Source organism: Alcaligenes sp. GW821-FHT11D07 (genome assembly GCF_058808495.1).
The window spans coordinates 360,545-387,527 of the sequence record NZ_JBXART010000003.1 but is presented as its reverse complement, the minus strand read 5'-3'; the positions used below and the strand labels follow the sequence as shown (position 1 = coordinate 387,527).

The window sequence follows — 26,983 nt, the reverse complement described above, 5'->3', positions numbered from 1 at the left end:
CTGTTTTAACTGGACTGGTTTACTTGCCTCGGCAGTAGACTTGCATGGACATGCTTGGTATCCCCTCATTCCTAGATCCTGGCGCCGTGGGCGTGCGTTTGCTTAATGCTTTGCTTGACCGCGAAGATTGGGCGCGTGAGCGTTTGCGCAGCTACTCGGGTAAAACCGTCTCGCTGGTAGTGGGTCGTCTGCAACTGGTCTACACCATCAGTTCTCAAGGAACGCTGGAGCTGGGTCACCCAGCAGTTGTCCCCGATGTCACCCTGACGCTGCCTCAAGACAAGCTGCCCGAGCTGCCGCAAGTCCTGCAGGATGGCGACTTTAGCCGTGTGGCGCAGTTAATGCATGTCCAGGGTGAAGCGGGGCTGGCGAATCTGGTGTCGGATTTGGCAGCCAATCTGCGTTGGGACGCTGAACACGATTTGGCCAAGATTGTGGGTGATGTCATGGCCGTGCGCTTGTTCAGTGGTGCGCGCCGGGCCTTTTTTGGCTTGCGTGATCTGGGCCAGCGGCTGGCGGGCAATGCCAGCGAATATTTGACTGAAGAAAGTGCTTTATTAGTGACACGCCCCGAGCTGGAACGGCTGCGCGAGCAGTCCGGCGGTCTGGCTCAACGTCTGGACGAGTTGGAACGGCGTTTGAATCGTCTTGATGTTCGTCGGCGGGAGTCCTGAGCATGTTTTCCTTGTGTCGTCTGCTGACTATCCTGCTGGTGGTTTTCCGTTATCGCCTGGATGAGCTGGTTCTATCCGGTATTCGTCATCCTTGGGCATCGCGCATGCTGCGCATTGCGCGCCTGGGCCGCAAGCCCAAGCTGCCACGCGGCGTACGCCTGCGTCTGGCGCTGGAAAGCCTGGGCCCCATTTTTGTGAAATTCGGTCAGGTGCTCTCCACCCGCCGGGACTTGATCCCGCTGGATATTGCCGAGCAGTTGGCCATGCTGCAAGACCGCGTACCTCCCTTCCCGTCGGAAGTGGCAGAAGCCACTATCCTGAAGGCATTGGGCGCGACTCCTTACGAACTATTCAAGAAGTTTGACCGTGAACCGATTGCCTCGGCATCGATTGCACAGGTCCACTTTGCCGAACTTCACGATGGCCGCGAAGTTGCCGTGAAGGTGTTGCGGCCCGGTATGCGTGAAGTCATCCACAAAGACTTGCGCTTGATGCGTGTGCTGGCCGCGTTCATGGAACGTCTGGGTGCTGATGCCCGCCGCCTGAAACCACGCGAGGTTGTGGCCGAGTTCGACAAGTATCTCAACGACGAGCTGGACCTGATTCGTGAAGCCTCCAATTGCAGCCAGCTACGCCGCAACTTCACCAAAGATCCCGAACGTATCGAACTTCTAATGGTGCCTGAGGTCCATTGGGACTATTGCGCCTCCACCGTGTTTACGATGGATCGCATGAAGGGAATTCCGGTCAATCAGATTGAGCGTTTGCGTGCAGCCAATGTGGATTTGAAGGATCTGGCACGTAAAGGCGTGGAGATTTTCTTCACCCAGGTTTTCACGGACGGTTTTTTCCACGCCGATATGCATCCTGGCAATATTTATGTCTCGGATGCACCAGAAACCTTGGGGCGTTATATCGCCCTGGATTTCGGGATTGTGGGTTCTTTGTCCGAGTTCGACAAAAACTATCTGGCACAGAACTTCCTGGCGTTCTTTCGGCGCGATTACCGCCGGGTTGCTCAATTGCATATTGAGTCCGGCTGGGTGCCACCTGAAACCCGCGAAGAAGAGCTGGAAGGCTCGGTACGCGCCGTATGTGAACCGTATTTTGACCGGCCCTTGTCGGAAATTTCCCTGGGACAAGTGCTTTTGCGTCTGTTCCAGACCTCGCGCCGGTTCAATGTAGAAATTCAGCCGCAGCTGGTGCTGCTGCAGAAAACCCTTCTGAATGTGGAAGGGATGGGGCGGGACCTGGATCCGGAACTGGATCTTTGGGATACCGCCAAACCTTATCTGGAAAAGTGGATGTACCAACGTATTGGTCCATCGGGCTTTTATTCGCGTTTGAAACAGGAAGCGGGGCAGTGGGCCCAGATCATGCCGCAGCTTCCGCGTCTGGTGTATTCCTCCCTGAATAGACCGGATACAGGGCAGGCGTTGAACCAGGAACTCAAGCTGTTGCGCCAGTCGCAACAGCAGGCCAACCGTTTGCTGACCGTGTTATGTGCTGTACTCGCGGTGGCATTGGCGGTGGCTATCTGGGCTTTGGTGGGGCGATAACTATGATCTTCCCGCAACGCGTCAGTTTTTTTGTAGCTGACATATTTCTGATAACTGCAGGTTCTACGATAGACGCAGGTCCGCCAGCTTGAACTAAAAGCTGGCGCTTTCCGGCGCCTTCCGGACGGTAAATGGCCGCCCTCAAGGAACCGCTTGATTCTTTTTAGGAATCGTTATGCTTTACCATGACTTATTCAAATCCATGGAAGCGGTGCGCTGGAATTTCGCGCATGACATACCGTGGGATGACTTTGATGGCACCAAGCTCAGCGACGAGCAGGCTTACACCATCAAAATGAACGCCATTACCGAGTGGGCTGCTTTGCCTGCTACTGAAATGTTCCTGCGTGACAATAAAGATGACAGCGACTTTTGCGCCTTTATGTCCGTCTGGTTTTTTGAAGAGCAAAAGCACTCGCTGGTCTTGATCGAATACCTGCGCCGTTTCCGTCCTGAATTGATGCCTACTGAAGAAGAACTGCACAAAGTGCGTTTTGACTTCGACCCGGCACCGGCCATGGAAACACTGATGCTGCACTTTTGCGGCGAAGTGCGTCTGAATCATTGGTACCGTCGTGCGGCTGATTGGCACACCGAACCTGTTATCAAGGCGATCTACAAGATTGTGGCTCAGGATGAAGCCCGTCACGCCGGTGCATACTTGCGCTACATGAAACGTGCTCTGGTCCATAAAGGCCAGGAATTTGGCCTGCAGGCCCGCTTGGCTTTTTCCAAGATTGGCGTGCTCATGGCATCGGCTCACCGTACCGCTCAGGCCTTGCACCCGACCAATCTGCACGTGAACAAAGCCATGTTCCCTGAAGACACTGTGCAGTCCAAGCTGCCGTCGCCCGGCTGGCTGGAAAACTGGCTGGATACGCAGATTCGCTTTGACAAGGAATGGGAGCACAAGGTCAGCTCGCGCATCTTGCACAATATGTCGCTTCTGATGGGCAGCTCCTTTGAGACCGTGCAAGAACTGAACCGCTACCGCAAAGATTTGGCGCGTCAGGTCTCCTCGGATACGCCTTTGGTGCAGGTTTGATATGAGCGCGCGTTTCGAGGCCAAGATCCTGGGAAAGGAAGCCTTGGCAGAAGCGCTGGAGCAGGGGCGCCTTGCGCGCCCGCTGGTCTTTACCAACGGTGTGTTTGACCTCTTGCACCGTGGGCACGTCAGCTATCTGGACGAGGCAGCTCAATTGGGGGCTTCTCTGGTGGTTGGCGTGAATACCGATGATTCGGTGCGTCGCCTGAATAAAGGTCCTGAACGCCCCATCAATGCCGAGCAAGACCGCGCTGCTTTATTGGCGGCCTTGGAGTGCGTAGATGCGGTGGTCTTGTTTGGGGAAGATACGCCGGAAGCCTTGATCGCTGCTCTGCGGCCGGACCTGATTGTGAAAGGTGGGGACTACGATATGGAAGTCCTGCCCGAAACAGCCCTGGTACGTAGCTGGGGTGGCGATGCTCGCGCGATTCCTTTCGAGTTCCAGCGCTCCACGACCTCGCTGGTGAAGAAACTGCGTGAATAAAGCGACAGTCACAGACTAGAAGATTTTATTTCCCGGCGTAGCCCGGGATTTTTTTTGCTTATCGGCTGGGGACTATTCAGGCTATCGGGCGGAGAGGCCGTTTGCCTAATCACTACAACGGTGAGGGCTGGGCAGTCGAATTGAGCTGCTTATGGCTTTGTGGGGGCCGGAACAGCGATATACCCTGCTCAAGAAGCAGGTTGAAGCAGTTCGTTCACGGCTCGCAGATCATTTTCGTTCAGCGTGCCGCTGGCCGCTTTCAAACGCAGGCTGTTCATCAGGACCTCATAGCGAGCTTGGGCCAGGCTGCGCTGCGCTTCGTAAAGTTGCTGCTGCGCATTGAGCACGTCGATATTGACGCGCACCCCAATCTCGTAAGCCAGCTTATTCGCCTCTACAGCGTCCTGGCTGGACTTGGTGGCCGCTTCCAGGGCCTGCACACGCACCAGGCCCGTGGTGACGCCAGAGAAGTACTGGCGGGTTTGCTGAACGGATTGCTGAATAGCGAACTGGTGTTCATAGCGAGCTTGTTGCAGGCGGGAGCTTTGCTCTCGCACTTGGGAGCTGGTTTCACCGCCCCTAAAAATCGGGATGCTCAGCTCCAGACCCAAAGCACTGTTCTGGGAACGAGGGCCACCGCCCGCTTGCCCAAACAGTGTTTGGTCGCTACCACTACCGGTCTGCGCTTTTAGGGCCAGAGTGGGCTCGTGCAAAGCTTGTGTGCCTTTAAGCTGCTCTTCGGCGGCTCGGGCCTTGATATCCGCCAGGGCCACATTCAAGCCGGATTGGCTGGATTGATCCAGCCAGTCTTGCAGACGCGCAGGTTCGGGCGCGGGTAAACGTAAGGGTTCACGCAGGCGTGCCAGATTGTCCGGGCGCTCCAGCGTCAGTGCAGCCAGCTTGTCCTGGGCCACTTGCAAAGCATTTTCGGCCTGCAAAACGCTAGCGCGAGTCAGATCCAGACGTGACTTGGCCTCGTAAGTATCGGTAATCGTGGTGCCACCCAGCTGGAAGCTTTGATCTGCAGCGCGCAATTGCTCATCAATGGCGGCTTGCTGCGCTTTCAACGTGGACAAGGTGTCTTGAGCTGCCAACACATCAAAATAACTTTGGCTGACGCGCAGCATTAAATCCTGGCGGTCCAGTGTCAATTGAATGTCTGCACCTTGAGCCAGCAATTGAGCACGTTCGTAACGTGCCCAGGCATTGCGGTTGTAAACGGGTTGGCTCAGTGTCAGCGTCCAGGCAGCGCGGTCGCTGGAGTGTTGATTGGACAGCTTGCTGGTTTGACGGCGCTCTTGCAGTTCGGCAGTGCCGATCGCATTGATCTGTGGAAGCAATTGTGCCCGGCTTTGGGGGACTTGTTCCTGATCAGCCTGATGGGCGGCTTGGGCCGCGCCAAATTGAGGTTCATGAGCCAGAGCCTGGTTCCAGGCCTGTAGCAGATCCTGTGCCTGGGCAGTGCCGCTTAAGGTAAGCAGCGCGAGCAGCGCCAGGCGCAAAGAAGTCATGAACCGCATAGAGGCTTAAAAACGAAATTGAGAGACGGCGGTGCCGCGCAAGGGTTTGATCCAGGTATCGAACAGGGGCGTGGTCTCAAAGCTGGCCGCGCTGGTGCGTGTAATGCGCACGGCCGTCATGACCGGATTTTGACCGACCACCACAACCAGACGGCCCCCAATACAGAGCTGGTACTTCAGTGCGTCAGGGATGGTGGGCACAGAGCCGGTGACCAAAATAGCGTCGTACTCGGTGGTACCCCAGCCTGCGTGTGCGTCGCCCACTTCAACTTTGACGTTGCGCACATTGTTGCGTTGCAGGTTTTCCTGGGCGAAGGCCGCCAGTTTGCTGTCGATCTCGACGGAAGTCACTTGCTGAGCCAGGTGGGCAACCAAAGCCGCTTGATAACCCGAACCCGTACCGATTTCCAGTACGCCATCGCTAGCTTGCAAAAGCAGCTCTTGAGTCAGGCGGGCTTCAACCTTGGGCGAGAGCATGGTCTCGTGGGTATCCACGGCGTTGATGATCAGGGGCAGCTCGGTGTCCGAAAAGGCCGAAGAGCGCAAGGACGAAGGAACGTAACGCTCACGCTGGACCGCGACTAGGGCTTTAAGCACGTTTTCGTCGGAGACGTTCCAGGGACGGATTTGTTGTTCCACCATGTAGTAACGGGCACGTTCGAGTTCAGACAGCGCGATGTGGTTCATAGCTTCCAGAAAACTAAAGGCTTTGCAAAGAGCCGATTATAAGCCAGCGCATCAATAAAGATGCGTGCGTGGGCTTAGCAGGACGGCACCATGGCGTGTAGCAAGGTGCTGGCGTTGTTAACGGCTATTGGCAAAAAGGTATCAAAATCCATGTGTGCTTCATTATTGGCATTGTCTGAAATACTGCGTATGCAGACAAAAGGCACGGTATTGAGATAGCACACCTGGGCAATGGCGCCACTTTCCATTTCGCAGGCAAGGGCAGTAAAGGTGGCGTTTAACCACTGTATTTTATCGTTACATGCGATAAATTGGTCGCCGGTAACAATTCGGCCGGTGTGGACCTGATGGCCTTTGATCTGCTGCGCGGCTTCTTGCGCAATGGCCAGCAAGGCCGGATCGGCAGGGAAATCAAAGGTATCCAGGCGGAAAACCTGGCCGGGCGGCAGGCCCAGCGCTTTCAGTTCCACGTCGTGCTGAACCAGGGTATCAGCAATCACAATATCGCCTGGCCGAATCTCGGGTACAACGGCACCGGCAATGCCGATATTGATGATGCTGCCCACGGAGAACTCCGAGATCAGCATCTGGGTGCAGGCAGCCGCATTGACTTTGCCCACTCCACACACGACTGCCACCACGGGTTTGCCCAGATAGGTGCCGCAGTGAAAATCCATGCCTGCGCGCTGGCGAGTCTGGGGCTCTTGCAAGCGCTCCAGTACCACTTCCAGCTCCTCGCGCATGGCGACAATAATTCCAAGTGTAGACATAAGACGGGGGCCTTCAAGAGGCCCAATCAAACGGCACGTCTCAGGACGAAGGCCACAGGTTATGGAAATGGTGTACGGGACCGTGCCCGCTGCCCACCTTGACTTCACCTGAGCGGGCAATCGCCGTGTACAGGTATTTTTTGGCCGCCAGAGCCGCATCGGGCACATTGCTGTGCTGGGGCAGCAAGGCGGCCAACGCGGCTGACAGGGTGCAGCCCGTGCCGTGTGTATTGGCGGTATCAATACGTCTGGCGGGCATCTCAATCATTTTGTCGCCGTCGTGCAGCAGGTCAATGCAGTCCGAACCGGGCAGGTGCCCCCCTTTCAGGAACACCCAGCGATGGTCGTTAAGATTCATCAGCCGACGCAAGCGTTCCGCGGCCTGGCGCATTTCCTTGACGGTCTCGACCGGGCGGGCATTGAGCAATACGCCAGCCTCGGGAAGATTGGGGGTGATCATGGTGCACTGGGGTACAAGCTGTTCACGCAAGGCATGGACGGCCGCTTTTTCCAGAAGATGATCACCGCTTTTGGCGATCATGACCGGGTCCAGCACCAGATGCGTGGGCTTGAAGTGCGCCATGCGATCGGCCACTACGCTGGTAACGGATTCCTGGCCCAGCATGCCGATCTTGACCGCATCAATGCGGACATCGGCAAACAGCGTGTCGATTTGTTGACGCACAAAATCAGCGGGAACCGGGCAGATGCCGGTGACGCCTTGAGTATTTTGAGCGGTCAAAGCGGCAATGACGGCCGTGGCATAAGCGCCCAGGGCGCTCATGGCTTTCACATCGGCCAGAATACCGGCGCCGCCGGAGGGGTCAACCCCGGCAATGGTCAGCGTATTGGGGATCATGTCTCTTTCAGGTGCGGGAGTGAATCAGCCCTTCAGTGGGAGAGCTGGGGTCGGCATCGTAGTATTTACGGGGTACACGGCCAGCCAGATAGGCTTGGCGGCCCGCTTGCACAGCCAGGTTCATGGCGCTGGCCATCAGCACAGGCTGACGCGCACCGGCAATGGCGGTATTCATCAGTACGCCATCACAGCCCAGCTCCATGGCAATAGCTGCGTCCGAGGCGGTGCCAACGCCTGCATCCACCAGCACGGGGACTTTGCTCTGATCAATAATCAGGCGCAGGTTCCAGGGGTTGATGATGCCCATGCCCGATCCAATCAGGGATGCCAAAGGCATGATGGCGACACAACCGATATCTTCCAGCATACGGGCCTGGATTGGATCGTCAGCGCAATACACCATCACATCAAAGCCTTCGTCCACCAGCGTTTTGGCCGCTTTCAAGGTCTCGGGCATATTGGGGAACAGGTTGCCGGCGTCGCCCAGCACTTCCAGTTTGACCAGCTTGTGTCCGTCCAGCAGTTCGCGGGCCAGACGCAGAGTACGCACGGCGTCTTCGGCGGTATAGCAACCGGCGGTATTGGGCAGCAGGGTGTACTTGGACGGCGGCAGGTAGTCCAGCAAATTCGGTTCGTTGGCATTTTGGCCAATATTGGTGCGGCGAATGGCCACAGTCACAATTTCGGCACCGCTGGCGTCAATCGCTTGGCGGGTTTCGTCAAAATCTTTGTATTTTCCGGTGCCTACCAACAGCCGAGATTGGTAGCTCGTTCCGGCCAGAATAAAGGGGTCGTTGTTCACTGTTTGGGTCATGGTGGTGCTTTGTTGCGCATCCGTGCTTGGGGACGGATAGGGAATTGATTTTTTGCTGGGCAAACAGTGCAAGAATAATCCATTTGGCCCATGCTCGCAGGAAAACCCGCCCGGGCACCTGCGATGCTTGCCGTGCAGCTTCCTGGATAAAGCTAGCAGAGCGTATTTTCAGGCCAAAAGGACGTTGTCCAAAGCCGCCATATACCTTGGCATATCCTGCATATGTTTAAGGCCATGTAGAAGGCCCTAATGCCGACTGGCCCTGCCAGGGTACAGATGCGAAAATTCTGTTGTTCATCCAGAACGGGATTTTTCTTGATGGACCCGTAGATTTCATGCGCTCTTTCTGTTTCATCAGTTGGACTCAAGCCTCAGGTGCTTAGGTACCTGAGGCTTGAGTCCAATTGGCCAAGCTTGATAAGCCTGGATCGAAACAGAGACAGTGATCCTGACAGGTGTCTGCCTTGGCTCTTGAGTGCCAATGTAGGCAAACACCTAATTTTTAATTGTTAAAGGAGCAAGTTCTTGGGCCCTGACCCTGAATCTGAAAGACGCACGCCAGCGTCTTACCCAGTGTTTCATGTCTGCATGAAACCACACTGCGAATTGAGCACCAGCTCCGGGTTCCTCACGGTCTAAGACGTGTGGGGTGCTTCTGTGGCTGCGTGCCTCAGGAGAACCTCATGCTGTTTCGCTACTCCCGTCCTCATGACGGCCTGCAGCGCGCCCTGCGCCATGCCGTTGCTGCCTACCGGCCCGTCGCTGTAAGCGACTTGCTGGCCTCGCACGGCACTCTGGCTTTTGCCAAAGCCCTGCCGGACCTGTCGGCCCGTGTTCGTGCCGATGTTCTGGCCATGCTGCCCTTGTCTGATCGCAATCAGGTCCAAACGGCCTTGAGCACGGGCTCTCGTGTAGGCCATTTAGGCCGCCGCTCGCCTGGCCCCGCACCCAGTTTGTTCACCCTGTTCCCGCACCGCTACGGGGTGCATGACTGGTTGCGTGACTATCGCCAGCCTCAGCGCTCCTGAGTGATGGAACGCTCAGCCTTTTCTGTTTAAACCAAAGCCAATGCAGCCCGCCCATGCGTGGTTCACATCGTCATGGGCGTCTGCTTTGGCTCTCATCAACCCAAAAGAGTGCTATGCCCCAAACCATTCCCTCCTCCTTGAGCAACAAGCCCTATCCAGACAACTCGCTGGCTGCTCAGGTCTGGACTCGCTCGGCGCGCCGCCCGCCCGCTGCCCCGATATTGGGGCGCAAGCGCTGGTCCCGCTATGAGCGCTTGTCTTTTTCCATGCTGCTCTCTTCGTGGGGCATTTTGATTGTGGTGGTGAGCTGGCTATTTTTCAGCAACTCGCATTTGGAGACTCGCACCAGCTCAACCTCTGGTTCGCACTCCAGCTTTTACATGGGAACTTCGGCGCAAGAGGCCGAGAGTTCCGACACCGATGAGACCCGCTCTGATGGAGGTCAACAATGATGGACCAAGGAAAAACGCCGCCGCTCTTTGGCAAGGACGGCCTGCCTAATAACTGGATGCGTATCAGCATCAACGCTCCCGAGCAGATCAGTGGCTTGCGCAAGAAACTGGGGGTGGATATTCCACAGACCTTGCAAAACAGCCCCAGTCAGGAAGGCCAGTTCAGCTTTGTACCGGTCACATTTTTAAGTGTGGAAAAGGGCCAGAAGAAAGCCAGCCGTGTGGTGTTCATCCTGGGTCGGCAGATCCTGGTGTCCATTGAGCCTGATCCCAGCCCGCAGCCTTTGGCACAGGCTTTGCAACGCTTGCAACGTGATGGCCGCGAGAACGACTCGTTTGAAAGCTTCGCCGTCATCTTGCAATCTATTAACGATGCGACCGACGAACTGCTGGATTCTCTGAGCCACGATCTGGGCAAGGTGCTGACTCAGACCAATGCGGTACTCAATAGTCTGGAGACCAAAGACCGGGATTTTGGGGTGAGCGACGTCGTGTCCACGCAAATGGACCTGAGTGAAGTGGAAGAGCTGTTGTCCGACTGCCTGGAGAGCCAGTTGCAATTGGCTATGGCGGCCCGTCATGCGCTGGCCCGCCTTCCTTCGGATCAAGACCAGCTCAAGCCTGTGTTCCATACCTTGATTGAAGATATTGAGGCAGTGGAAAAACAGGTGAACTTCGTTCACGACCGCGTTCGTCTTTTGCAGACGACCAACAATATGGCGCTGAACGTCAAACAGAACCAGATTGTGAAAGTGTTCTCGGTGGTCACCGCTGTGTTTCTGCCCGCCATGCTGATCTCCACCTACTACAGCATGAACTTTGCCTATATGCCGATTCTGCAATGGGAACACGCTGAGATCGTGGGGATTGTCTCGACTGCCTTGTTCTCCATGTTGCCGCTGATTTATGTGAAGCACCGGGGCTGGCTGCGCTAGAGCGCTGTCCGCAGAGCCTTGAGCTCGCCGCATCTGACAATTAAATGAATGGGAAGAAATTTGTATGTTGAACACATTAAAAAGCAGCAATGACGTGGTAACGGCAGGTTCGGACAAGCTGCGTGGGCTGGTCTGGAATGAAGACCTGAGCCTGCAGTCCGACTCCAATCTGGCGGTGCAACAGCGTCGTCAGGCCATTGACCGGGCTCGCGCCAGCCGTCCACGCACCGCGCATATTGAGCGCGAAATCATGATTGCCGTTGTGGTGTTGTATGTGCTGATTTTGGGCAGTTTTGCCGGGCTGCACTTGTACGGCCACTACGTTATTTCCCCGGAAACTGAACAGGTTCAAAGCGAGGACTAAGCCATGACTGATAAGAAGCAGGAGCGCGCTGTGGTGTCCGGCCTGAGCGAGATGCGCGGGCAAAAGACGGCCTGGTTGCAACTGTCGGCTAACCGTCATGATGAACTGGCGGATGTACAGGCCAGGCTGGGTGTGGACTTGAGCATCAAACGGGGCCGTGCCGCCGCCGAGGAAGCTGGATTCACCTTGATCCCCGTCGAAATGGTGATTCGCCAGGGCCAGCAGTACCGTGAAACCAGCCTTTTATTCGCGCTGAGCAAGGACCGCTTGATCAGCGTTGAGCAGGATGTGAGCGTGGACACGCTGGAACAGGTCAGCCAGCAATTGAATCTGATGGTGGATTCGGGTCAGGCCGCGCCTGGGCCCGCCACAATTCTGTTCATGATTTTGCAAGCCTTGAATGATCAGGCACGTGCCACGATTTCCGATGTGGCCTCGCGTCTGGATGAGCGCAGCGATACGGTCGCGGCGGCCAGCGGTGGCTTTGATACCTCCGGGCGTCAGTCCGGGGTGGCCGATATTGCCAGTACCGCTATTGGTCTGGGTGAAGCAGAAGAGCTGGTCGCTAAAACCGTGGAAGGCCAGTTGATGCTGGCACGGGCAGGGCGCTGGCTGCGTCGCAGCCCCGGTGGTGAAAGTGCGGAAAACCTGTCCATGCTGCTCTCGGACATTCAAAGCTTGCGTCGCTATGCGCGCTTCCAGCACGACAAAATCCGTAACTTGCAGCAGTCCTTGATGACGACGCTGGATTTGAAGCAAAACCAGGTCATCAAGGTCTTTACTGTAGTGACGGCAGTGTTCTTGCCGCCCACATTGATTGCAGCGTTTTACGGGCAGAACTTTGCCAATATGCCCGAGCTGGAAATCATGGGTGGCGAATGGCTGGTGATGGGCATGACCGCGGTCTTTGCTCTGGCTCCTTTGGCGTATGTGAAGCGTAAAGGGTGGATGCGATGACAGCCCGTTTCAAAGATATGGCCTCTTGGCGGCGCTTGCAGGCGCCCGACCCTCAGGCACTGGAGGATCTGGGCAAGTTGTATCGCATGGATCTGGTGCCGAAAACACAGCAGGGCCTGGGCATGAGCACGCGTATCCGCTGCGTACGCTTGAAGGACGATCAAATTCAGGTGTCTGATCTGGTCTGGTGCCTGAGCGGGGACGACCAACCCCTGTACACCGTGGAAACAGGCCATCGTCTGCTACGTCCGGGCCAGGCGCTGGAGCGCCTAAGCGCCCAGGAAATGTCGCTGTCCAGCTCGCATGCGCTGGCCTTGACCTTGCTCTATCAGTTGCTGGCACAGACCTCTCAGGTACTGGATCGCATTGACCAGGGGCTGAGCGTATCCACCTTGTCCTTGCGGGGTTTCCTCTCCAATGTGGGCACGGATTATTCCCGTGGCGCGGAGGACATGATTGATCTGGACAGCCATATGGCTACCTTGCACAAGCCCCTGTCCTACGTCATGCACTCGATTGATGATCTGGAGCAGGCAGCCCAGCGCTTGCGCCGTTTGGCCTATCAAGCACAAAGCATGCCGTCGAGCCGCGTGGACGAGTTGATCTCTGCCATCGAGGGAATGCAGCGCCGGGCGCACTTTGCAATCGAGCGCCAACGCTTTCACTGGCGGGCAGCCGGGGAGTCGGTGGCCATGAGCGATTTGAACGTGACCAAAGTGTTTACGGTCTTGTGGGCCTTGCTGGTGCCGGGTACGGCGCTGATCAACTGGTACGGCCAAAACTTTCGTGTCATGCCCGAGCTATCTTGGGAGGGCACGATGTGGGTACAGCTGTTTACGGTCTTGCTGTTGACTGCGGTACCGATCTGGACAATCAAAAAATCGGGCGCACTGCGGTGATAGGCCGCACTCATTTCTACCCGAACAGATCACCGCTTGTTCTCTTTCCATTGCGACGGTAGCGCACCCTTGAGCTTTTCAAGCGGGGTGGCCGTCCTTGTACCATTTTGCAGAGGTACCCATGCACGCAAGCAACTTTTCCCATCCCGATCACCGCGGAGTTGAGCATCACAGCCCTGTGCGTCTGGTGCGCCGTGCCCAATGTGCGTTGAGCTACTACGCCCTGCGCAGTGTGCCGCAGGTTTTACAAGCCTTGAACACGAACTGCCAAGGACTGGCTTTCGACGAAGTTCTGCGCCGCTTGATCCAGCAAGGCCCTAATCAAATACGAGTACTGCGATCCAGCCCCAGTGATCTGGTTCAACTGGTCCAGATTTTGAAGAAACAAACGTGTCAGGTGCGACGCGATCTGACTATGTACGATCTTGCGCGCGATCACCAGTCCCGGATTCCAGCTCGAATGCTGGTGACGGGCGATATGGTGCTGCTGTCCGCGGGCGACTATGTGCCTGCTGATCTGCGCCTGATTCACCAGGAGCATTTAATTTTGAACCGTGCAATTTTGCAGGCAGCCCCCGATACCTGCGCCATGGGAGACCGGGTTGTCGCCGGTACGGCTCAGGGCGTTGTGGTAGCCACAGGCAATCAAACCTTATTGGGTATCTTGATGCGTGAGCCTGCCGTGGCAGCGTCCGGCTGGCGTCGTATGCGGGAATGTAGCCCCTTTCAACTGAGCAAAGCGGCTTCGTTGGCGGTAGGCGTGGCGTTGAGCGGTATGGCTGCTTTGTTAATGCCCAGCGATAGTCATGCACAAAGCAGTGTGCAGCTGTACGGCACGTTGGATGCGGGTTTGGGTTGGACACGCATCAGCGGTGAAGGCTCGCAGCGCGATGTTTTAAGTGGCGGGCAGACTGATTCCCTGTGGGGACTACGTGGGCATGAGGATTTGGGCGAAGGCGTGCGTGCCACGTTCAATCTGGAAAGCGGGATTGATCTGGCGACCGGCAAGGCCGAAGATCCGGATCGTTTGTTCAATTACCAAGCCTGGTTGGGCCTGGGCAGTGACAACTGGGGGGAAGTGCGCTTTGGCCGCCAGTTCACCGTAGGGCAAGAGTTTGTGTCGGCGGTGGAAGTGGGTTCCTGGAAAGATTTTGGCATGGGTGCTTTGATGCGTGCCTCTGATAACTACCAGATCTCCAACCAGTTCAGCTGGCGCAGCCCCGAATGGTCTGGCATGCAGCTGGGTGCCAGCTATAGCGCAGATGTGGGCGAGCAGGGCTTGGGTAGTTCACGCAGCAAACTCTACAGCGTGGCTGTGCGTTATGAAGATGGCCCCTGGCTGCTGGGCGCCAGTTATGAAAGTCTGAGCCGGGTGGAGTCCAATCGGCCTGCTGCCTGGCAATTGGGTGCCAGCTATGACTTTGATGTGGCTCGTGTCGCGGCAGGTTGGAGTCGTCAGAGCAATGGCTTTGTGGGCTTGAATGGCGATGATGGCCCGGCTCATCTGGAAGACAGGGGCCTGGAAGGTTTGGGCCCTGTCGAATTTATAAAGGGCGGCCGCCTGGATACCTGGTATGTCGGCACGGCCATTCCGGTGGGGAAGGGCGAGTTCCAGTTGCAGTGGTCGCTGGGCCGTCCCAACTGGACCTGGGAGGACACCGAGGAGCGAGCACGACGCATTCAAGTGATGTCTGTGGGGTATGTCCATGCCCTGTCACCACGGACCAGCCTATATGCCTTTGCTGCTCAAGGACGCCGCTTTGATATGGAGACGGCGGCCAGTGCCAGCGAACCTCGTAGCAGCCGGGTCGCTTTTGGGGTGACGCATCACTTTTAAGCTCGCTGTCCCTTTCCCCGTGCTGATGATGGCAGGGAACCAGCTTTGGTTGGGGAAAGAGTGCTTTGGGATAGGGGCCACCTATCCCAAAGTATAAATTTCATGCCCGCAGGGTTACAGGCTGTGTGCCAATGCCGGGCAGACAAGTGCTGGGCCAGATGCGAAAATGTCGTTGGTGCAAAAACCTTTGCCCCTTCTTTTTTAACTACTCACGTTTAAAAGTAAATGGACCCTGATCCTTCTTTATGGCTTTATTCCTATCTGGGAAAAGCCTCCTTAACGACTAATCAATTGGACGCTGGACCACAAAGCGGGCTCCTCTAAGGGGGTGAGCACTCTTTCTGGGCCACTGTGTCCAAAGGAGAATGCTATGTTCCGTCTCAAGCTGTTCCGTTCCGTCCCCAGCTCCAACGCTCTGCAAGAAGTCCTGCGCCAGGCAGCCTCCCGCCAGCGCCAAGGTTTTCTGCTGGAGCTGCTGCAAACGCATGGTGCCCGCGAGTACGCCTGCGCCCTCAATGACTTGTCCGGTCGCACCATCGAAAATGCGCTGTCCACACTGCCTACTGTGGAACGCACTCAAGTGCTTAAGCATCTGTCCCGGCGCGCAAAAGCCCGTTTGAATGATGCTGAAGGCTTCCGTCGCCAGCCTACCCATGCTGTCCTGACTTTGCCCTCCTTCATCATGTAAGGGCGATCTTGCCGTGGCGTGAGGATCTTGTGTCCGATGGGCTCAGTTCCTTTGATGCTGCTGCACGTTCCACCGCAGAGTTTTACCGCCAGGCACGGTCTTTGTACCGTGCCTGTTCTTTGGGCCTCCGCTCTTCATCTGGCCACATTCACTGGCCTTCACCTGTTTCCCAAGTGGACCGTTCTTTTGCCTTGGCATGTGTCGTGGCTAGACGACGCTTGTTGTGCCTGCGCCAAGACCCCATTCATTTTCATGTCATAATTTTGGAATGAGAATGATTATTGATTAGTGCGTTGGGGTATATGGACTATCCGGCTTCACCCATAGGGATGGGGGACTTCTACCAGGACCATCGAGGCTGGCTGCTTCGGTGGCTGCGCGCGCGCTTGCAATGCAGCTTCACGGCGGAAGACCTAGTGCAGGACACCTTTGTACGTCTTTTGCTGGCTCCGGCGGCGGTGAATACGGTACGCCATCCCCGTGCTTTTCTGGCGACAACCGCAAGGCGGCTGCTAATTGATCGCAGCCGAAGGCTCGCTGTGGAGCAAGCCTATTTGGAAGCCTTGACCGCGACCTTAGAAGATGGGGCTCAAGCGCCGTCGGCCGAGCAGTGCGCGCAAACCTTGGAGGCCTTGGCTTTGTTAGCTCAGGCGTTGGATGAGCTGCCGGTGCGAACCCGCGTGAGCTTTCTAAGTTGTTATTTGGATGGAGAAACCCAGGCTGCTGTCGCCCAGCGTTTGGGAATCAGCGAGCGAACCGTACGCAATGATCTGGTACAGGCTTTGTTGCATATCCAGTCCCTGGTTCCCGCCTGAACCTTATGTCCCCTGAAGCCGTTGAACAGCAGGCAGCACAATGGATTGTGCTTTTGTCCGATCCTGAACAATTTACCGAGCAAGCTCAGGCCGAGTTCACGGCTTGGCGTGCGCAAGACCATCGTCATGAAGCCGCTGCCGCTCGTATGGAAGCGATATTAGGGACGGTTAAAGCTTTGGCCGGGCAGGCCAGCGCCGCACCGGGGCGTTGCGCTTTAGAGGCTGGTTTGTCTGCCAAGCGCAAGCTGCTACGCGATTGGCGTCAGGGCATGATGCTTTTGGTGTGGGTCTTGGTGTTTATCCTGCCGATTCTTGCGTGGTTGCAACCTTGGGTCGATCAGTCTGAGCACACCGAAGCAGGGCAGTGGCGCAGCATCGTGCTGGAGGACGGCTCCCGGCTGGAACTGGCAGGTGCGTCCCGCGTGAAGATCCTGTACAGCGAGCAATACCGGGATATTGAGCTGCTGCAAGGGCAGGTTCGTGTGCTGGTCGCCAAACAAGCGGAACGTCCTTTACGGGTGTTGAGCTCTCAGGCCGTGTCTCAAGCTTTGGGTACTGAGTTCATTGTGCAAGAAGCGCCCGAAGGCACAGTGCTGACCGTCTTGTCTTCGCGGGTGCTGGCTTATCCACGTTCACGGGGACCACAGGATGGCCGCGAACTGGGGCCAGGAGATCAAGTACAGATTAGTGAGCAAGGTTTGGCAGCAACCCGGCACACGGATGTGCACCGTACCAAGCAAAGCTGGGATCAACGGCAACTGGTGCTGGAGCATGTGCCTTTGACGCAGGTGATCACGCAGGTCAGCCGCCAGTATCCGGGCAAAACAAGGCTGAACCTGCAAGGAATGGAAGGGCTTAGGGTCAGTGTGGTCTTGCCCGCTGACCAGCCCTTGTCCGCTTTGGCCTTGCTGGCGGACTTGTATCCCGGCTTGCGGGTGCAGGAGAGTCGTAGCGACGGTTTGAGGATTGATTACCGCCCTTGATTGCCGCTTTTTCGGGCTCGTGCGTCTTGATTGGGTAGACCCTGCCAAGAGGAGAGATTTCATGGTCCCGAAGAACGCGCCAAGTGGGGCGCTTGTAGAGACGTCATTGATGCCCAATACCTGCCGTCGCCTGTTAGGCCTGGCTGTGGCGGCGGCTTTGATGCTGAATGTGGCGCCGGTGTTGGCGCAGTCTAGTCAAGCCTATTCGCTTGAAGCGGGCGATCTGGCCAGCCGTTTGAGCCAGTTTGCGCAGCAAGCCGGTGTGGCGCTGGTGATGGATTCCAGCCGCCTGCAAGGTCGTCGTGCTCCGCGCTTACAGGGGCAGTACTCGGTGCAGGATGGTTTCGCCGCCTTGCTGGCGGGTCAACCCTTTCAGATTCAGCACCGAGATCAAGGCTATGTGCTGGTTGCTTTGGCTGATGGTGATCCGGTGGCAGAAGATGCGGGTGTGCAGTCTTTGTCTAGCATTGAAGTGCGTCGCAATGCCTTGGGTGACATTACCGAGGGCTCAGGCACCTATGCTGCCGGCACAATCGCGACGGCTACCCGTTTGCGCCTGACGCCCCGCCAGACACCGCAAGCCATCAGCGTCACCACGCGCCAGAAGATGGATGACTTTAACCTGACCAGTATTGATGACGTAGTACGTCACACCCCTGGGGTCAGCATCATTACCTATGACAGCGAACGCACGGCTTACGAGGCGCGCGGCTTCGATATCAAGAACTTTCAGTACGACGGAATTCCTACTTTGCGGGACTCACCCTACTCGGCGGGTAATACGCTGAGCGATATGGCGATTTACGACCGGGTTGAGGTCTTGAAGGGCGCGTCCGGGCTGTTGACGGGTAGCGGCAATCCAGGCGCGACCATCAATATGATCCGTAAAAAGCCTACAGAGGAGTTTCAGGCCCACGCGGTGGCGGGCGCGGGCTCCTGGAACAACTACCGGGGAGAACTGGATTTTTCTGGCCCCTTGAACGAAACCGGTTCGATACGTGGCCGCATGGTGGGTGCTTATCAGGACAAGAAAAGTCATCTGGATCACTACCAACGCCAGACTTTAGTGCTGTACGGCATTATGGAAGCCGATTTAACTCCGGATACTCGTCTGACCTTGGGGGCGGATTTGCAGGATAACGACCCCAAAGGGTCCACCTGGGGCGGTATTCCTATCTATGACACGCAGGGCAATTTCAACGATATGGACCGTTCCTTCAATAATGGGACGCGCTGGAGTCGTTGGAATCAATACACCCGTTCCGCCTTTGCCACCTTGGAGCATGAGTTCGACAGCGGCTGGATGGCCAAGGTGCAGCTTAACCATTTAATCAATGGTTATGACTCCGAGCTGGCGGCCGTTGCCGGCGGTAATCCTGATCCTTTGACAGGAAAAGGAACCTCTCTTTGGTCAGGGCGCTATGTAGGCAAAACAGTTTCCAACACGGCTGATTTCTATGCCACCGGTCCCTTTGAACTGTTTGGGCGTGAACATGAGCTGGTGGTGGGGGGCGGGGTTTCGCGCCGTCGCTGGACCAATTCTTCCTACGGGGAAACCAGCAATTCCGATGTGCCTAATTACTATGAATGGGATGGCCGCTGGCCGCGCATGAATTGGGAGTCCCTGGGCGATGACCGCGAGGTGACGCGGGAAAACGGTGTGTACGTCAGCACTCGTTTGAATCTGCGGGATGATCTGAAGTTGCTGCTTGGTACTCGCTATGCCAACTACAACAAGCTGCAAATGCGTGAAAACGGCGTATGGGTACCGTATTTTGGTGCCGTTTATGACTTGAACGACAACTTCTCGGTTTACGCCAGCTACACCAATATCTTCCAGCCGCAGGATTTGCAGGATGAGGCCGGCCGCACTTTGGACCCCTTGCGCGGTGATAACTACGAGGTGGGGCTTAAAGGCGAGTTCATGGGTGGGCGTTTGACCTCCAGCCTGGCGTATTTCCAGCTGCGCCAAGATAACTTTGGCAAGGAAACGGGTGGCCGTAATCCATCCGGTGGTATCGCGTACGAAGCGACTCAAGGCGTGCGTACCCACGGGGTGGAGCTGGAGGTGGCGGGGCAATTGACACCGCAATGGCAGATGCACGCCGGTTATGCCTACAAGCTGTCGCGCCGTGATGGGGAAAAGGTTTCTACCTTATCGCCCGAGCATCAATTCAACATCTACACCACCTACGACCTTCAGGGGGACTTGAATGGTCTGACACTGGGCGGTGGCGCTCGCTGGCAAAGCAAGACGTGGGGGGACGTCAGCCGACCCGGATCGGCCGGCAAGGTGCAGCATACGGTGTCGGGCTATTGGTTGGTGGATGCCATGGCACGTTATCGCTTCAACAAAAAGCTGTCGGCTACCTTTACCGTCAACAACCTGTTTGATAAGCGCTATTACTCGATGTTCTCTTGGTACAGCACCTATACCTGGGGCGAGCCTCGCAACATGATGCTGTCCGTCAGGTATCAGTTCTAAGCGCTGCTTAGCTGGAATCAGATGCCCTGGGCTCGATAGCGATCCAACTGCTCGCACAGTTCGCGAGTGGCTTCTATCAGCCTGGGGCCTGGCCGATACAGGGCATCTGGATTCAGGTTCAGTAAAGCTTGCGGGCTCAGGCCCAGGTGTTTTTCCCAGAACAGGTGGCGCGCACGCAGTTGGGCGGGATCACGGTAGGCCATGATGATCACTTGAGGACGTTTATGCAGCACATCCTCCAGACTGATGGTGGGTGCCACCGCAGCATACCGGGCGTAAATGTTCTGGGCCTTGCAGGTGGTGAGCACATCTTGAATCAAGGGCTCGCGTGCCAAGGTATATAAAGGTTCGGAGCCAATTTCCAGAAAAATACTGACCGTGTCGCCCAAGCGGCTGTTTTGGCGCAGAGCGGCAATTTGGCTGTCCAGCAGGGCAGCGGCGGGCACAGCGATCTCGGCGGTGTCCAGACTTTCACCTGCCAGACGGATAAAAGCGGGAATATCGTCCAGCTTCTGTGGGGCGGCAAAAATCAGGCTAATGTGGGTTTGCTGTAGCTGACGCTGCAATTCGGGCCCGATCTGGTTCGCCTGCCAGGCCCACACTTGGTCTGGCTTTAGTTCAAGCAGCCGTTCAGGATTGACGCGCAAGGCGTCACCCACACGGGGCAGGTCTTTAGCGGGCGGCGGATAGTCGCTGGAACTGTCTACCGCAATCAGGTGATCCTGGGCACCTGCGGCGAACAGAATTTCAGTGATGTGGGGGGCTAGGCTGATGGCCCGCGGCGGGATTGCTGCCTGTTTATCCGCTGCTGCTTCTGCGGCGGTTGCTGCAGTCGTTTCTGCTGATCTGTCTTGTGGTGCTGGTGTGCTTTGTTGGGTGAATGTCTGCGCCCTTGTCGGTGCTTGAGTCTGGGTTTGCGCTTGGTCCTGCTCCTGTGCGTGTGCCAGGATGGGCAATCCTAAAACCAAGGCCAACAGACAGAGCAAACCCCATAGACCCAATCCGCTCAAGGCAGAGCGCTGCGGGTGCTGAAGACGATACGTCGCAGGCAAAGGGGACATCACGCGCCTTTAAGTAAATGGCGCGGCTCTTGAGCAGAACCGCGCCAGCATCAAGCAAAGCTGATTTTACTGCTTACATACGCCAGGCAAAGTTCAGGAACACGCTGGAGCCTGCATTGTTGTAGCCACGAGCCAGGGTGTAATCCTTGTCCAGCACGTTATTCCAACGCAGTTGAGCTTCCAGACTGGAGGTCAGCGGATAGCTGGCAGTCAGGTTCAATAGGCCATAGCTGCCCAGGCGCTGTTCATTTTTTGCATCTTCATAGCGATGGGACGCGAACAGGTACTCGGCACCGGCTTTCAGATCACCAAACTTTTGTTCCACAGCCACTTTGTAGTTTTGCTTGGCGCGGCGCACCAACTGCTTGTCGGTGTTTCTATCCTTGGGGTCGGTAAAGTCGGCGCTGGCGCGCAAGGTGGTATCGCCTAATTGCTTCATGGCCGTCAAGGTCAAGCCAGTGATGCGCGCTTTTTCGGTGTTGGTCGTGGTGCACTCAAAATTCGCATCGCACGCGTAAGGGTTGATCATGTCGCGAATGTTGTTTTGGTAAACCACCAGACCCAGTTCTGTGGTCTCGTCCGTGTAGCGGATATGGCCTTCCACGTTGCGAGATTTTTCTGGGTTCAGATCAGGATTGCCCTGAAAGCCCCAGCTATAGGGTGAGTACAGGTCAGCAAACGTCGGCGCACGGAAACCAGTATTGGCTGCTACACCCACTGTCCAGTTGTTGGTGATATCCAGGTCGTAGCCCAGGCCACCCGTCACTTTATTGCCATACCCGCTGATATTGTCATTCCGCACGCTGGCTTGCAGATGGTGCTGATTGATATCGCCACGGTAAATCAAGGCAAAGGCGTTGGTGTTGCGTTTATCGTCGTTGTGCACAGTGGTGTGCGTCATGCGTTCTTCAAGACGCTCGGCCACCAAGGACACGGTATGGCCTTGGGCAAAGGTCAGATCGTTTTGCCAGCTGTATTGGCGCTGCAGTGTGGAGTAGCGAGACGCGAAGGCGCGGTTTTCCACTGTTTCTTTGCTTAGCGAAGCGTTCAGACGGCTGGTCCACAGTTCAGACAGCTTGTTGGTGCTGGTCAGGCCGTAGGCTTGCTGACGGGTCTGAGTGCTGGGGCCACGCAGATTTGAGGCGCCATTGTCGAATTGGCCGTCGATATAGCTGTTTATGGCGCTCAGACCCAAGTGCTGTCCTTGTGCCCATTCATAACCCAGCGAGCCATTGAGGCCATGCTGGGTATAGCCGTCTTTGTCAGGGTTATAGGAACCCGAAAGAGGATTGGTGGCATTGAAGCCGTCACTGCTGCCGTAGCTGGAAGCCAGGCTGTAGTCCCAGCCTTGAGCTGCACCGGAAAAACCAGCACTAGTTTTGAAGGTGTCTTGCGAACCCAGACCGATATTGCCCCAGGCACTCAGAGCACGATCACCGCCACCTTTTTTGGTGATGATATTGATGACACCACCAATTGCATCCGAGCCGTACAGGCTGCTGCCTGCGCCGCGCACAATTTCAATGCGTTCGATCAGGGCGGGGTCAATCGCTTGCCAGTTAACCGAACCACTGGTGGAACTGTTGATACGCATGCCGTCGATCATGACGCGTGTGTGCTGCGGGTTGGTGCCGCGCAGGTAGACGCCTGTCGTGGTTTGCGGGCCACCGCTGTTGTAAATCTCAATACCAGGCTGACGCTGCAAAATCTCGGCCACGCTGCTTTGACCTGCTTTTTGCAAGGTTTCCTGGTCGATCACAGTAACGTCACCCACCACGTTTTTCAGTTCTTGAGCCATGCGGCTTGGGGTAACAACGATTTGATCCAGCTTGGCAACAGGGGCAGTTTGGGCCGTAGCGATCAGGGGCAGGGCGCCCGCCAGGGCAACCATCAAAGGTCTGATGGACAGTATGGACATGGAGATTCCTGTTTGATGTGCGTCCCCGCACACCGATAAGCGAAACCGCCCTAAGTGGACGGCATGAATTCAGGGTAGATAAGCAGGCTGGTGTCGGGCTTTGCACGAAGCAGGTACCGTTGCGGGGGCAGCACGTCTGGCTGTTCAGTCTGGAACAGATCACGTTTCCCATTTGACTTTCCCAGGTCCGTTTTGGCTTGGACCGGAAAGCACCTCTTTCTGAGCGGAAAATGTTACATGCCGCTGGGGCAAAGGTTAAGCGATTAGGGTCGAATTCAGGTACAAAGAGCTACAATTGTGGCGCCAATCCACCATTCTGGCGGCTGATGCGGCCAGATGCCGTCAAGGTCCCGTTTCATGTTACGGAGTTTTTTGTGAGCTATCCCGCTTTGCCTTACCCGATTTCTGCCTATACCCGCGGTGCGGAGTTTGCCCGCCGTCTGGGTCAGCAGATTTTGATTCTGGACGGTGCGATGGGCACCATGATTCAACGTTACAAGTTGGGCGAGGCTGATTTCCGCGGCGAGCGCTTTGCGGATCACCACAAAGACGTGAAAGGCAATAACGAATTGCTGTCGCTGGTGCGCCCGGATGTCATTCGAGAAATCCACGAGCAGTATCTGGCGGCCGGTGCCGATCTCATCAGCACCAATACCTTTGGTGCTACTGACATTGCCCAGGGCGACTACGACTTGCAGGGCATCAGCTACGACCTGAACCTGCAGTCTGCCCGGCTGGCCTGTCAGGCCCGTGATGCCTACAGCACCCCCGAATGGCCGCGTTTTGTGGCTGGTGCTCTTGGACCACAGCCCAAAACCGCCTCTATCTCGCCGGACGTCAACGATCCAGCCGCTCGTAACGTGACTTTTGAGCAGCTACGCGTGGCGTATGCCGAGCAAGTACACGCCTTGCTGGACGGCGGGGTAGATGTTTTGCTGATCGAAACCGTATTCGATACCTTGAACGCCAAGGCGGCTGTTTTCGCCTTAGAGACCGTTTTTGATGAGCGTGGCGAACGTGTGCCGGTGATGGTGTCGGGAACGGTCACGGACGCGTCGGGCCGTATTTTGTCCGGGCAGACGGTAGAGGCGTTCTGGAACTCCATGCGCCATGCCCGTCCCATCACGATTGGGCTGAACTGTGCGCTGGGCGCGGCCTTGATGCGCCCTTATGTGGCCGAGCTGTCCAAGATTTGTGACACCTACGTCTGTGTCTACCCTAATGCGGGGCTGCCTAACCCCATGGCGGAAACTGGCTTTGACGAAACACCGGCGGACACTTCCAGCCTGCTGCAGGAATTTACCCAAGCCGGACTGGTGAATATGGTGGGTGGCTGCTGTGGCACCACGCCCGAACACATTGCAGCTATTGCTGAGCTCTGCCGCAAGCTGCCCCCGCGTGTTGTTCCCGAGATTCCGGTCAAAACCCGTTTGTCGGGTCTGGAACCCCTGAATATTGATGAGGAAACCCTGTTTGTGAACGTGGGTGAACGCACCAACGTCACGGGTAGCAAGGCGTTTCTGCGTCTGATCCAACAAGAAAACTACGAAGAAGCGTTGTCGGTGGCCCGCCAGCAGGTGGAAAACGGGGCGCAGATCATTGACATCAATATGGATGAAGGCATGCTGGATTCAGCTGCCTGTATGCATCGCTTCTTGAATATGATCGCCTCCGAGCCGGACATTGCTCGCGTGCCCATCATGATCGACAGCTCCAAGTGGGATGTGATCGAAACGGGCCTGCGTTGCGTGCAAGGCAAGGCCATCGTGAACTCGATCTCCATGAAGGAAGGCATTGAGCCTTTCCTGGAACACGCCCGCTTGTGTCGCAAGTACGGTGCTGCTGTCGTGGTGATGGCTTTTGACGAACAGGGTCAGGCCGATAGCTATGAGCGCCGTGTTCAGATTTGCGAACGCGCCTACCGTCTCTTGGTGGACGAGATCGGTTTCCCGCCCGAAGACATCATTTTTGACCCTAACGTGTTTGCTGTTGCCACGGGCATGGACGAGCACGCGAACTACGGTCTGGACTTCATCCGAGGCGCGGGCTGGATTCACAAGAATTTGCCACACGCTCGCTTGTCCGGGGGGATCTCCAACGTCAGCTTTTCCTTCCGTGGCAATGAAGCCATGCGCGAGGCCATTCACACTGTCTTCCTGTACTACGCCATTCAGGAAGGGCTGACCATGGGTATCGTGAATGCCGGTCAGTTGGGTGTGTACGCCGATATCGAACCGCATCTGCGTGATTTGATTGAAGACGTCATTTTGAATCGGGCTGAGCCCAAAGGTAAGAAAGATCCGGCGGATGAACGCACGCCCACCGAGCGTTTGGTGGAGATGGCCGAAAGCGTCAAAGGTTCGGGAGCCAAGAAAGAGGAAGACCTGAGCTGGCGTGAAACCACGGTCGAACAGCGTTTGATCCATTCCTTGGTTCACGGCATCACCGGTTTTATTGTTGAAGACACCGAAGAAGTGCGTCAAAAGATTGATGCGCAGGGCGGGCGACCTATCAGCGTTATTGAAGGCCCCCTAATGGACGGCATGAACGTGGTGGGCGATCTGTTTGGTCAGGGCAAGATGTTCCTGCCACAGGTGGTGAAATCCGCGCGAGTGATGAAGCAGGCTGTTGCTCACCTGATTCCGTTCATTGAAGAAGAAAAACGCCAGATTGAAGCGGCGGGTGGCGATGTGCGCTCCAAGGGCCGGATGGTGATCGCGACGGTGAAAGGCGACGTACACGACATTGGCAAGAACATTGTGTCCGTGGTGATGCAGTGCAATAACTTTGAAGTGGTCAATATGGGCGTGATGGTGCCGTGCGCCGAGATCTTGGCCAAGGCCAAGGAAGTGGATGCCGATATTGTGGGCCTGTCCGGTCTTATCACCCCCAGTCTGGAAGAGATGGCCTATGTTGCGTCCGAGATGCAGCGCGATCCGTATTTCCGCGAGCGAAATATTCCCTTGATGATTGGTGGAGCTACTACCAGCCGTGTGCATACCGCGGTGAAGATTGCGCCGCATTACGATGGCCCGGTCATTTACACGCCGGACGCCAGCCGCTGCGTCGGGGTGGCGACCCAATTGGTGTCGGATAACGTGGAAGAGTTTCTGGCCGAAGTTCGCGAGGAATACGAGCAAGTGCGCCAGCGTCATGCCAACCGCAAGGCGACACCGCTGATCTCGCTGGACAAAGCGCGCCAAGACAAACCTGCCATCGACTGGACGACTTACGTGCCGCCCCGTCCTAAATTCATTGGGCGTCGCACCTTTAAAAACTACGATCTGGCCGATATTGCCCAGTTCATCGACTGGACTCCTTTCTTCCAGACCTGGAGCCTGTTTGGCAAATATCCCGCCATTTTGGAAGACAAGGTGGTCGGTGAGCAGGCCAAGACTTTGTTTGCCGAAGGGCAGGCTATGCTGAAGAAAGTCATAGATGGACGTTGGCTGACCGCCAATGGCGTTATTGCGTTCTATCCGGCTAATACCGTTAACGGTGAAGATATCGAGATTTACAGTGATGAATCGCGCAGCGAAGTCTTGTTCACCTGGCGCAATCTACGTCAGCAGGGTGTGAAACGTGAAGGAGTGGACAGCAAGTGTCTGGCCGACTACATCGCGCCTAAAGAGACGGGTGTGGCAGATTACATCGGTATGTTTGCTGTAACTGGCGGCATTGGCGTGGACAAGCTGTCCGAGCGTTTCCAGGCTGCAGGCGATGATTACTCGGATCTGATGATCAAAGCTTTAGGGGATCGTTTTGCCGAGGGCTTTGCTGAGTGTCTGCATGCTCGCGTACGTACGGATTTGTGGGGCTATGTCACTGACGAGCGCCTGTCCAACGAAGAGATGATCGACGAGAAGTATCAGGGCATTCGTCCGGCCCCCGGTTATCCCGCTTGTCCGGAGCATGTGGTCAAACACGATATGTTCCGAGTCATGCAGTGCGAAGATATCGAGATGTTTATTACAGATAGCTACGCCATGATTCCTGCCTCCAGCGTGTCGGGCTTTTACTTCAGCCACCCGCAGTCCAAGTATTTCAACGTGGGCACGATCGGGGAGGATCAATTGCAGGATTACATCCAGCGCAGTGGCCGTACGGAAGAAGATGTGCGCCGTACTTTGTCGGGCGTCTTAGGCTGAT

At 56.3% G+C, this 26,983-nt stretch carries 23 protein-coding genes and 1 riboswitch; of the genes, 16 read left to right on the top strand and 7 right to left on the bottom strand.

Annotation, left to right across the window (positions count from 1 at the left end):
* Positions 1-44 precede the first annotated feature (44 nt).
* The 4 genes from AC1RSM_RS14785 (at position 45) to rfaE2 (ending at position 3,762) form a co-directional block, all read left to right on the top strand.
* Positions 45-674 carry a ubiquinone biosynthesis accessory factor UbiJ gene (locus AC1RSM_RS14785; protein WP_492933304.1) on the top strand — a complete coding sequence of 210 codons (630 nt, stop codon included), beginning with the start codon at positions 45-47 and terminating at the stop codon, positions 672-674.
* 2 nt (positions 675-676) lie between these two features.
* A complete protein-coding gene (ubiB, locus tag AC1RSM_RS14780) occupies positions 677-2,233 on the top strand; it encodes a ubiquinone biosynthesis regulatory protein kinase UbiB (RefSeq protein WP_492933303.1) in 1,557 nt (518 codons plus the stop codon).
* Between the two features lie 175 nt (positions 2,234-2,408).
* Positions 2,409-3,278 (top strand): ferritin-like domain-containing protein, encoded by an 870-nt coding sequence (locus tag AC1RSM_RS14775; protein ID WP_492933302.1) that lies wholly within the window; start codon positions 2,409-2,411, stop codon positions 3,276-3,278.
* Between the two features lies 1 nt (position 3,279).
* A complete protein-coding gene (gene rfaE2 / locus AC1RSM_RS14770) occupies positions 3,280-3,762 on the top strand; it encodes a D-glycero-beta-D-manno-heptose 1-phosphate adenylyltransferase (protein WP_492933301.1) in 483 nt (160 codons plus the stop codon).
* Between the two features lie 188 nt (positions 3,763-3,950).
* Here rfaE2 and AC1RSM_RS14765 read toward each other — a convergent pair whose 3' ends face one another.
* The 5 genes from AC1RSM_RS14765 to AC1RSM_RS14745 all read right to left on the bottom strand — a co-directional run bounded on the left by AC1RSM_RS14765 (position 3,951) and on the right by AC1RSM_RS14745 (position 8,412).
* Entirely contained in the window at positions 3,951-5,273 is a 1,323-nt protein-coding gene (locus tag AC1RSM_RS14765; RefSeq protein WP_492933300.1) for a TolC family outer membrane protein, read from the bottom strand.
* A gap of 15 nt (positions 5,274-5,288) precedes the next feature.
* Entirely contained in the window at positions 5,289-5,969 is a 681-nt protein-coding gene (locus tag AC1RSM_RS14760) for a protein-L-isoaspartate O-methyltransferase family protein (RefSeq protein WP_492933299.1), read from the bottom strand.
* Between the two features lie 74 nt (positions 5,970-6,043).
* Positions 6,044-6,739, bottom strand: a complete 696-nt coding sequence (locus tag AC1RSM_RS14755) for a 5'-methylthioadenosine/adenosylhomocysteine nucleosidase (RefSeq protein WP_492933298.1) — start codon at positions 6,737-6,739, stop codon at positions 6,044-6,046.
* A gap of 40 nt (positions 6,740-6,779) precedes the next feature.
* Complete coding sequence (gene thiD, locus AC1RSM_RS14750) at positions 6,780-7,598, bottom strand: bifunctional hydroxymethylpyrimidine kinase/phosphomethylpyrimidine kinase (protein ID WP_492933297.1); 819 nt, start codon at positions 7,596-7,598, stop codon at positions 6,780-6,782.
* Between the two features lie 7 nt (positions 7,599-7,605).
* Positions 7,606-8,412 carry a thiazole synthase gene (locus AC1RSM_RS14745; RefSeq protein ID WP_492933296.1) on the bottom strand — a complete coding sequence of 269 codons (807 nt, stop codon included), beginning with the start codon at positions 8,410-8,412 and terminating at the stop codon, positions 7,606-7,608.
* 683 nt (positions 8,413-9,095) lie between these two features.
* Here AC1RSM_RS14745 and AC1RSM_RS14740 point away from each other — a divergent pair.
* The 11 genes from AC1RSM_RS14740 to AC1RSM_RS14690 all read left to right on the top strand — a co-directional run bounded on the left by AC1RSM_RS14740 (position 9,096) and on the right by AC1RSM_RS14690 (position 19,855).
* Positions 9,096-9,440, top strand: coding sequence for a hypothetical protein (locus AC1RSM_RS14740; protein ID WP_492933295.1), 345 nt, complete (start codon positions 9,096-9,098; stop codon positions 9,438-9,440).
* 113 nt (positions 9,441-9,553) lie between these two features.
* Positions 9,554-9,892, top strand: coding sequence for a hypothetical protein (locus AC1RSM_RS14735; RefSeq protein WP_492933294.1), 339 nt, complete (start codon positions 9,554-9,556; stop codon positions 9,890-9,892).
* On the top strand, positions 9,889-10,827 hold the full coding sequence (locus AC1RSM_RS14730) for a CorA family divalent cation transporter (RefSeq protein WP_492933293.1): 939 nt from the start codon (positions 9,889-9,891) through the stop codon (positions 10,825-10,827). Before AC1RSM_RS14735 ends, AC1RSM_RS14730 begins: the two co-directional genes overlap by 4 nt.
* Before the next feature lie 64 nt (positions 10,828-10,891).
* Complete coding sequence (locus tag AC1RSM_RS14725; RefSeq protein WP_492933292.1) at positions 10,892-11,191, top strand: hypothetical protein; 300 nt, start codon at positions 10,892-10,894, stop codon at positions 11,189-11,191.
* A 3-nt stretch (positions 11,192-11,194) separates the two neighbouring features.
* Positions 11,195-12,148 (top strand): magnesium transporter CorA family protein, encoded by a 954-nt coding sequence (locus AC1RSM_RS14720; protein WP_492933291.1) that lies wholly within the window; start codon positions 11,195-11,197, stop codon positions 12,146-12,148.
* Positions 12,145-13,047, top strand: a complete 903-nt coding sequence (locus tag AC1RSM_RS14715) for a CorA family divalent cation transporter (RefSeq protein ID WP_492933290.1) — start codon at positions 12,145-12,147, stop codon at positions 13,045-13,047. Before AC1RSM_RS14720 ends, AC1RSM_RS14715 begins: the two co-directional genes overlap by 4 nt.
* Positions 13,048-13,168: 121 nt before the next feature.
* The gene (locus AC1RSM_RS14710) at positions 13,169-14,884 is read left to right on the top strand and encodes a porin (protein ID WP_492933289.1); all 1,716 of its coding nucleotides are present in this window, start codon (positions 13,169-13,171) and stop codon (positions 14,882-14,884) included.
* Positions 14,885-15,254: 370 nt separating this feature from the next.
* Complete coding sequence (locus AC1RSM_RS14705) at positions 15,255-15,572, top strand: hypothetical protein (protein ID WP_492933288.1); 318 nt, start codon at positions 15,255-15,257, stop codon at positions 15,570-15,572.
* Positions 15,573-15,853: 281 nt separating this feature from the next.
* Positions 15,854-16,387, top strand: a complete 534-nt coding sequence (locus tag AC1RSM_RS14700; RefSeq protein ID WP_492933287.1) for a sigma-70 family RNA polymerase sigma factor — start codon at positions 15,854-15,856, stop codon at positions 16,385-16,387.
* A 5-nt stretch (positions 16,388-16,392) separates the two neighbouring features.
* Entirely contained in the window at positions 16,393-17,370 is a 978-nt protein-coding gene (locus AC1RSM_RS14695) for a FecR family protein (RefSeq protein WP_492933286.1), read from the top strand.
* A gap of 61 nt (positions 17,371-17,431) precedes the next feature.
* Positions 17,432-19,855 (top strand): TonB-dependent siderophore receptor, encoded by a 2,424-nt coding sequence (locus AC1RSM_RS14690; RefSeq protein WP_492933285.1) that lies wholly within the window; start codon positions 17,432-17,434, stop codon positions 19,853-19,855.
* Positions 19,856-19,872: 17 nt separating this feature from the next.
* On the opposite strand, the gene AC1RSM_RS14685 is transcribed toward AC1RSM_RS14690, so the two are convergent.
* Both AC1RSM_RS14685 and AC1RSM_RS14680 read right to left on the bottom strand, forming a co-directional pair.
* The gene (locus AC1RSM_RS14685; protein ID WP_492933284.1) at positions 19,873-20,916 is read right to left on the bottom strand and encodes an ABC transporter substrate-binding protein; all 1,044 of its coding nucleotides are present in this window, start codon (positions 20,914-20,916) and stop codon (positions 19,873-19,875) included.
* Between the two features lie 73 nt (positions 20,917-20,989).
* Complete coding sequence (locus tag AC1RSM_RS14680; protein WP_492933283.1) at positions 20,990-22,834, bottom strand: TonB-dependent receptor domain-containing protein; 1,845 nt, start codon at positions 22,832-22,834, stop codon at positions 20,990-20,992.
* A gap of 68 nt (positions 22,835-22,902) precedes the next feature.
* Positions 22,903-23,066, bottom strand: a riboswitch (cobalamin riboswitch).
* 142 nt (positions 23,067-23,208) lie between these two features.
* On the opposite strand from AC1RSM_RS14680, the gene metH reads away from it, so the two are divergent.
* Positions 23,209-26,982 carry a methionine synthase gene (gene metH / locus AC1RSM_RS14675; RefSeq protein ID WP_492933282.1) on the top strand — a complete coding sequence of 1,258 codons (3,774 nt, stop codon included), beginning with the start codon at positions 23,209-23,211 and terminating at the stop codon, positions 26,980-26,982.
* Position 26,983: the final 1 nt, after the last annotated feature.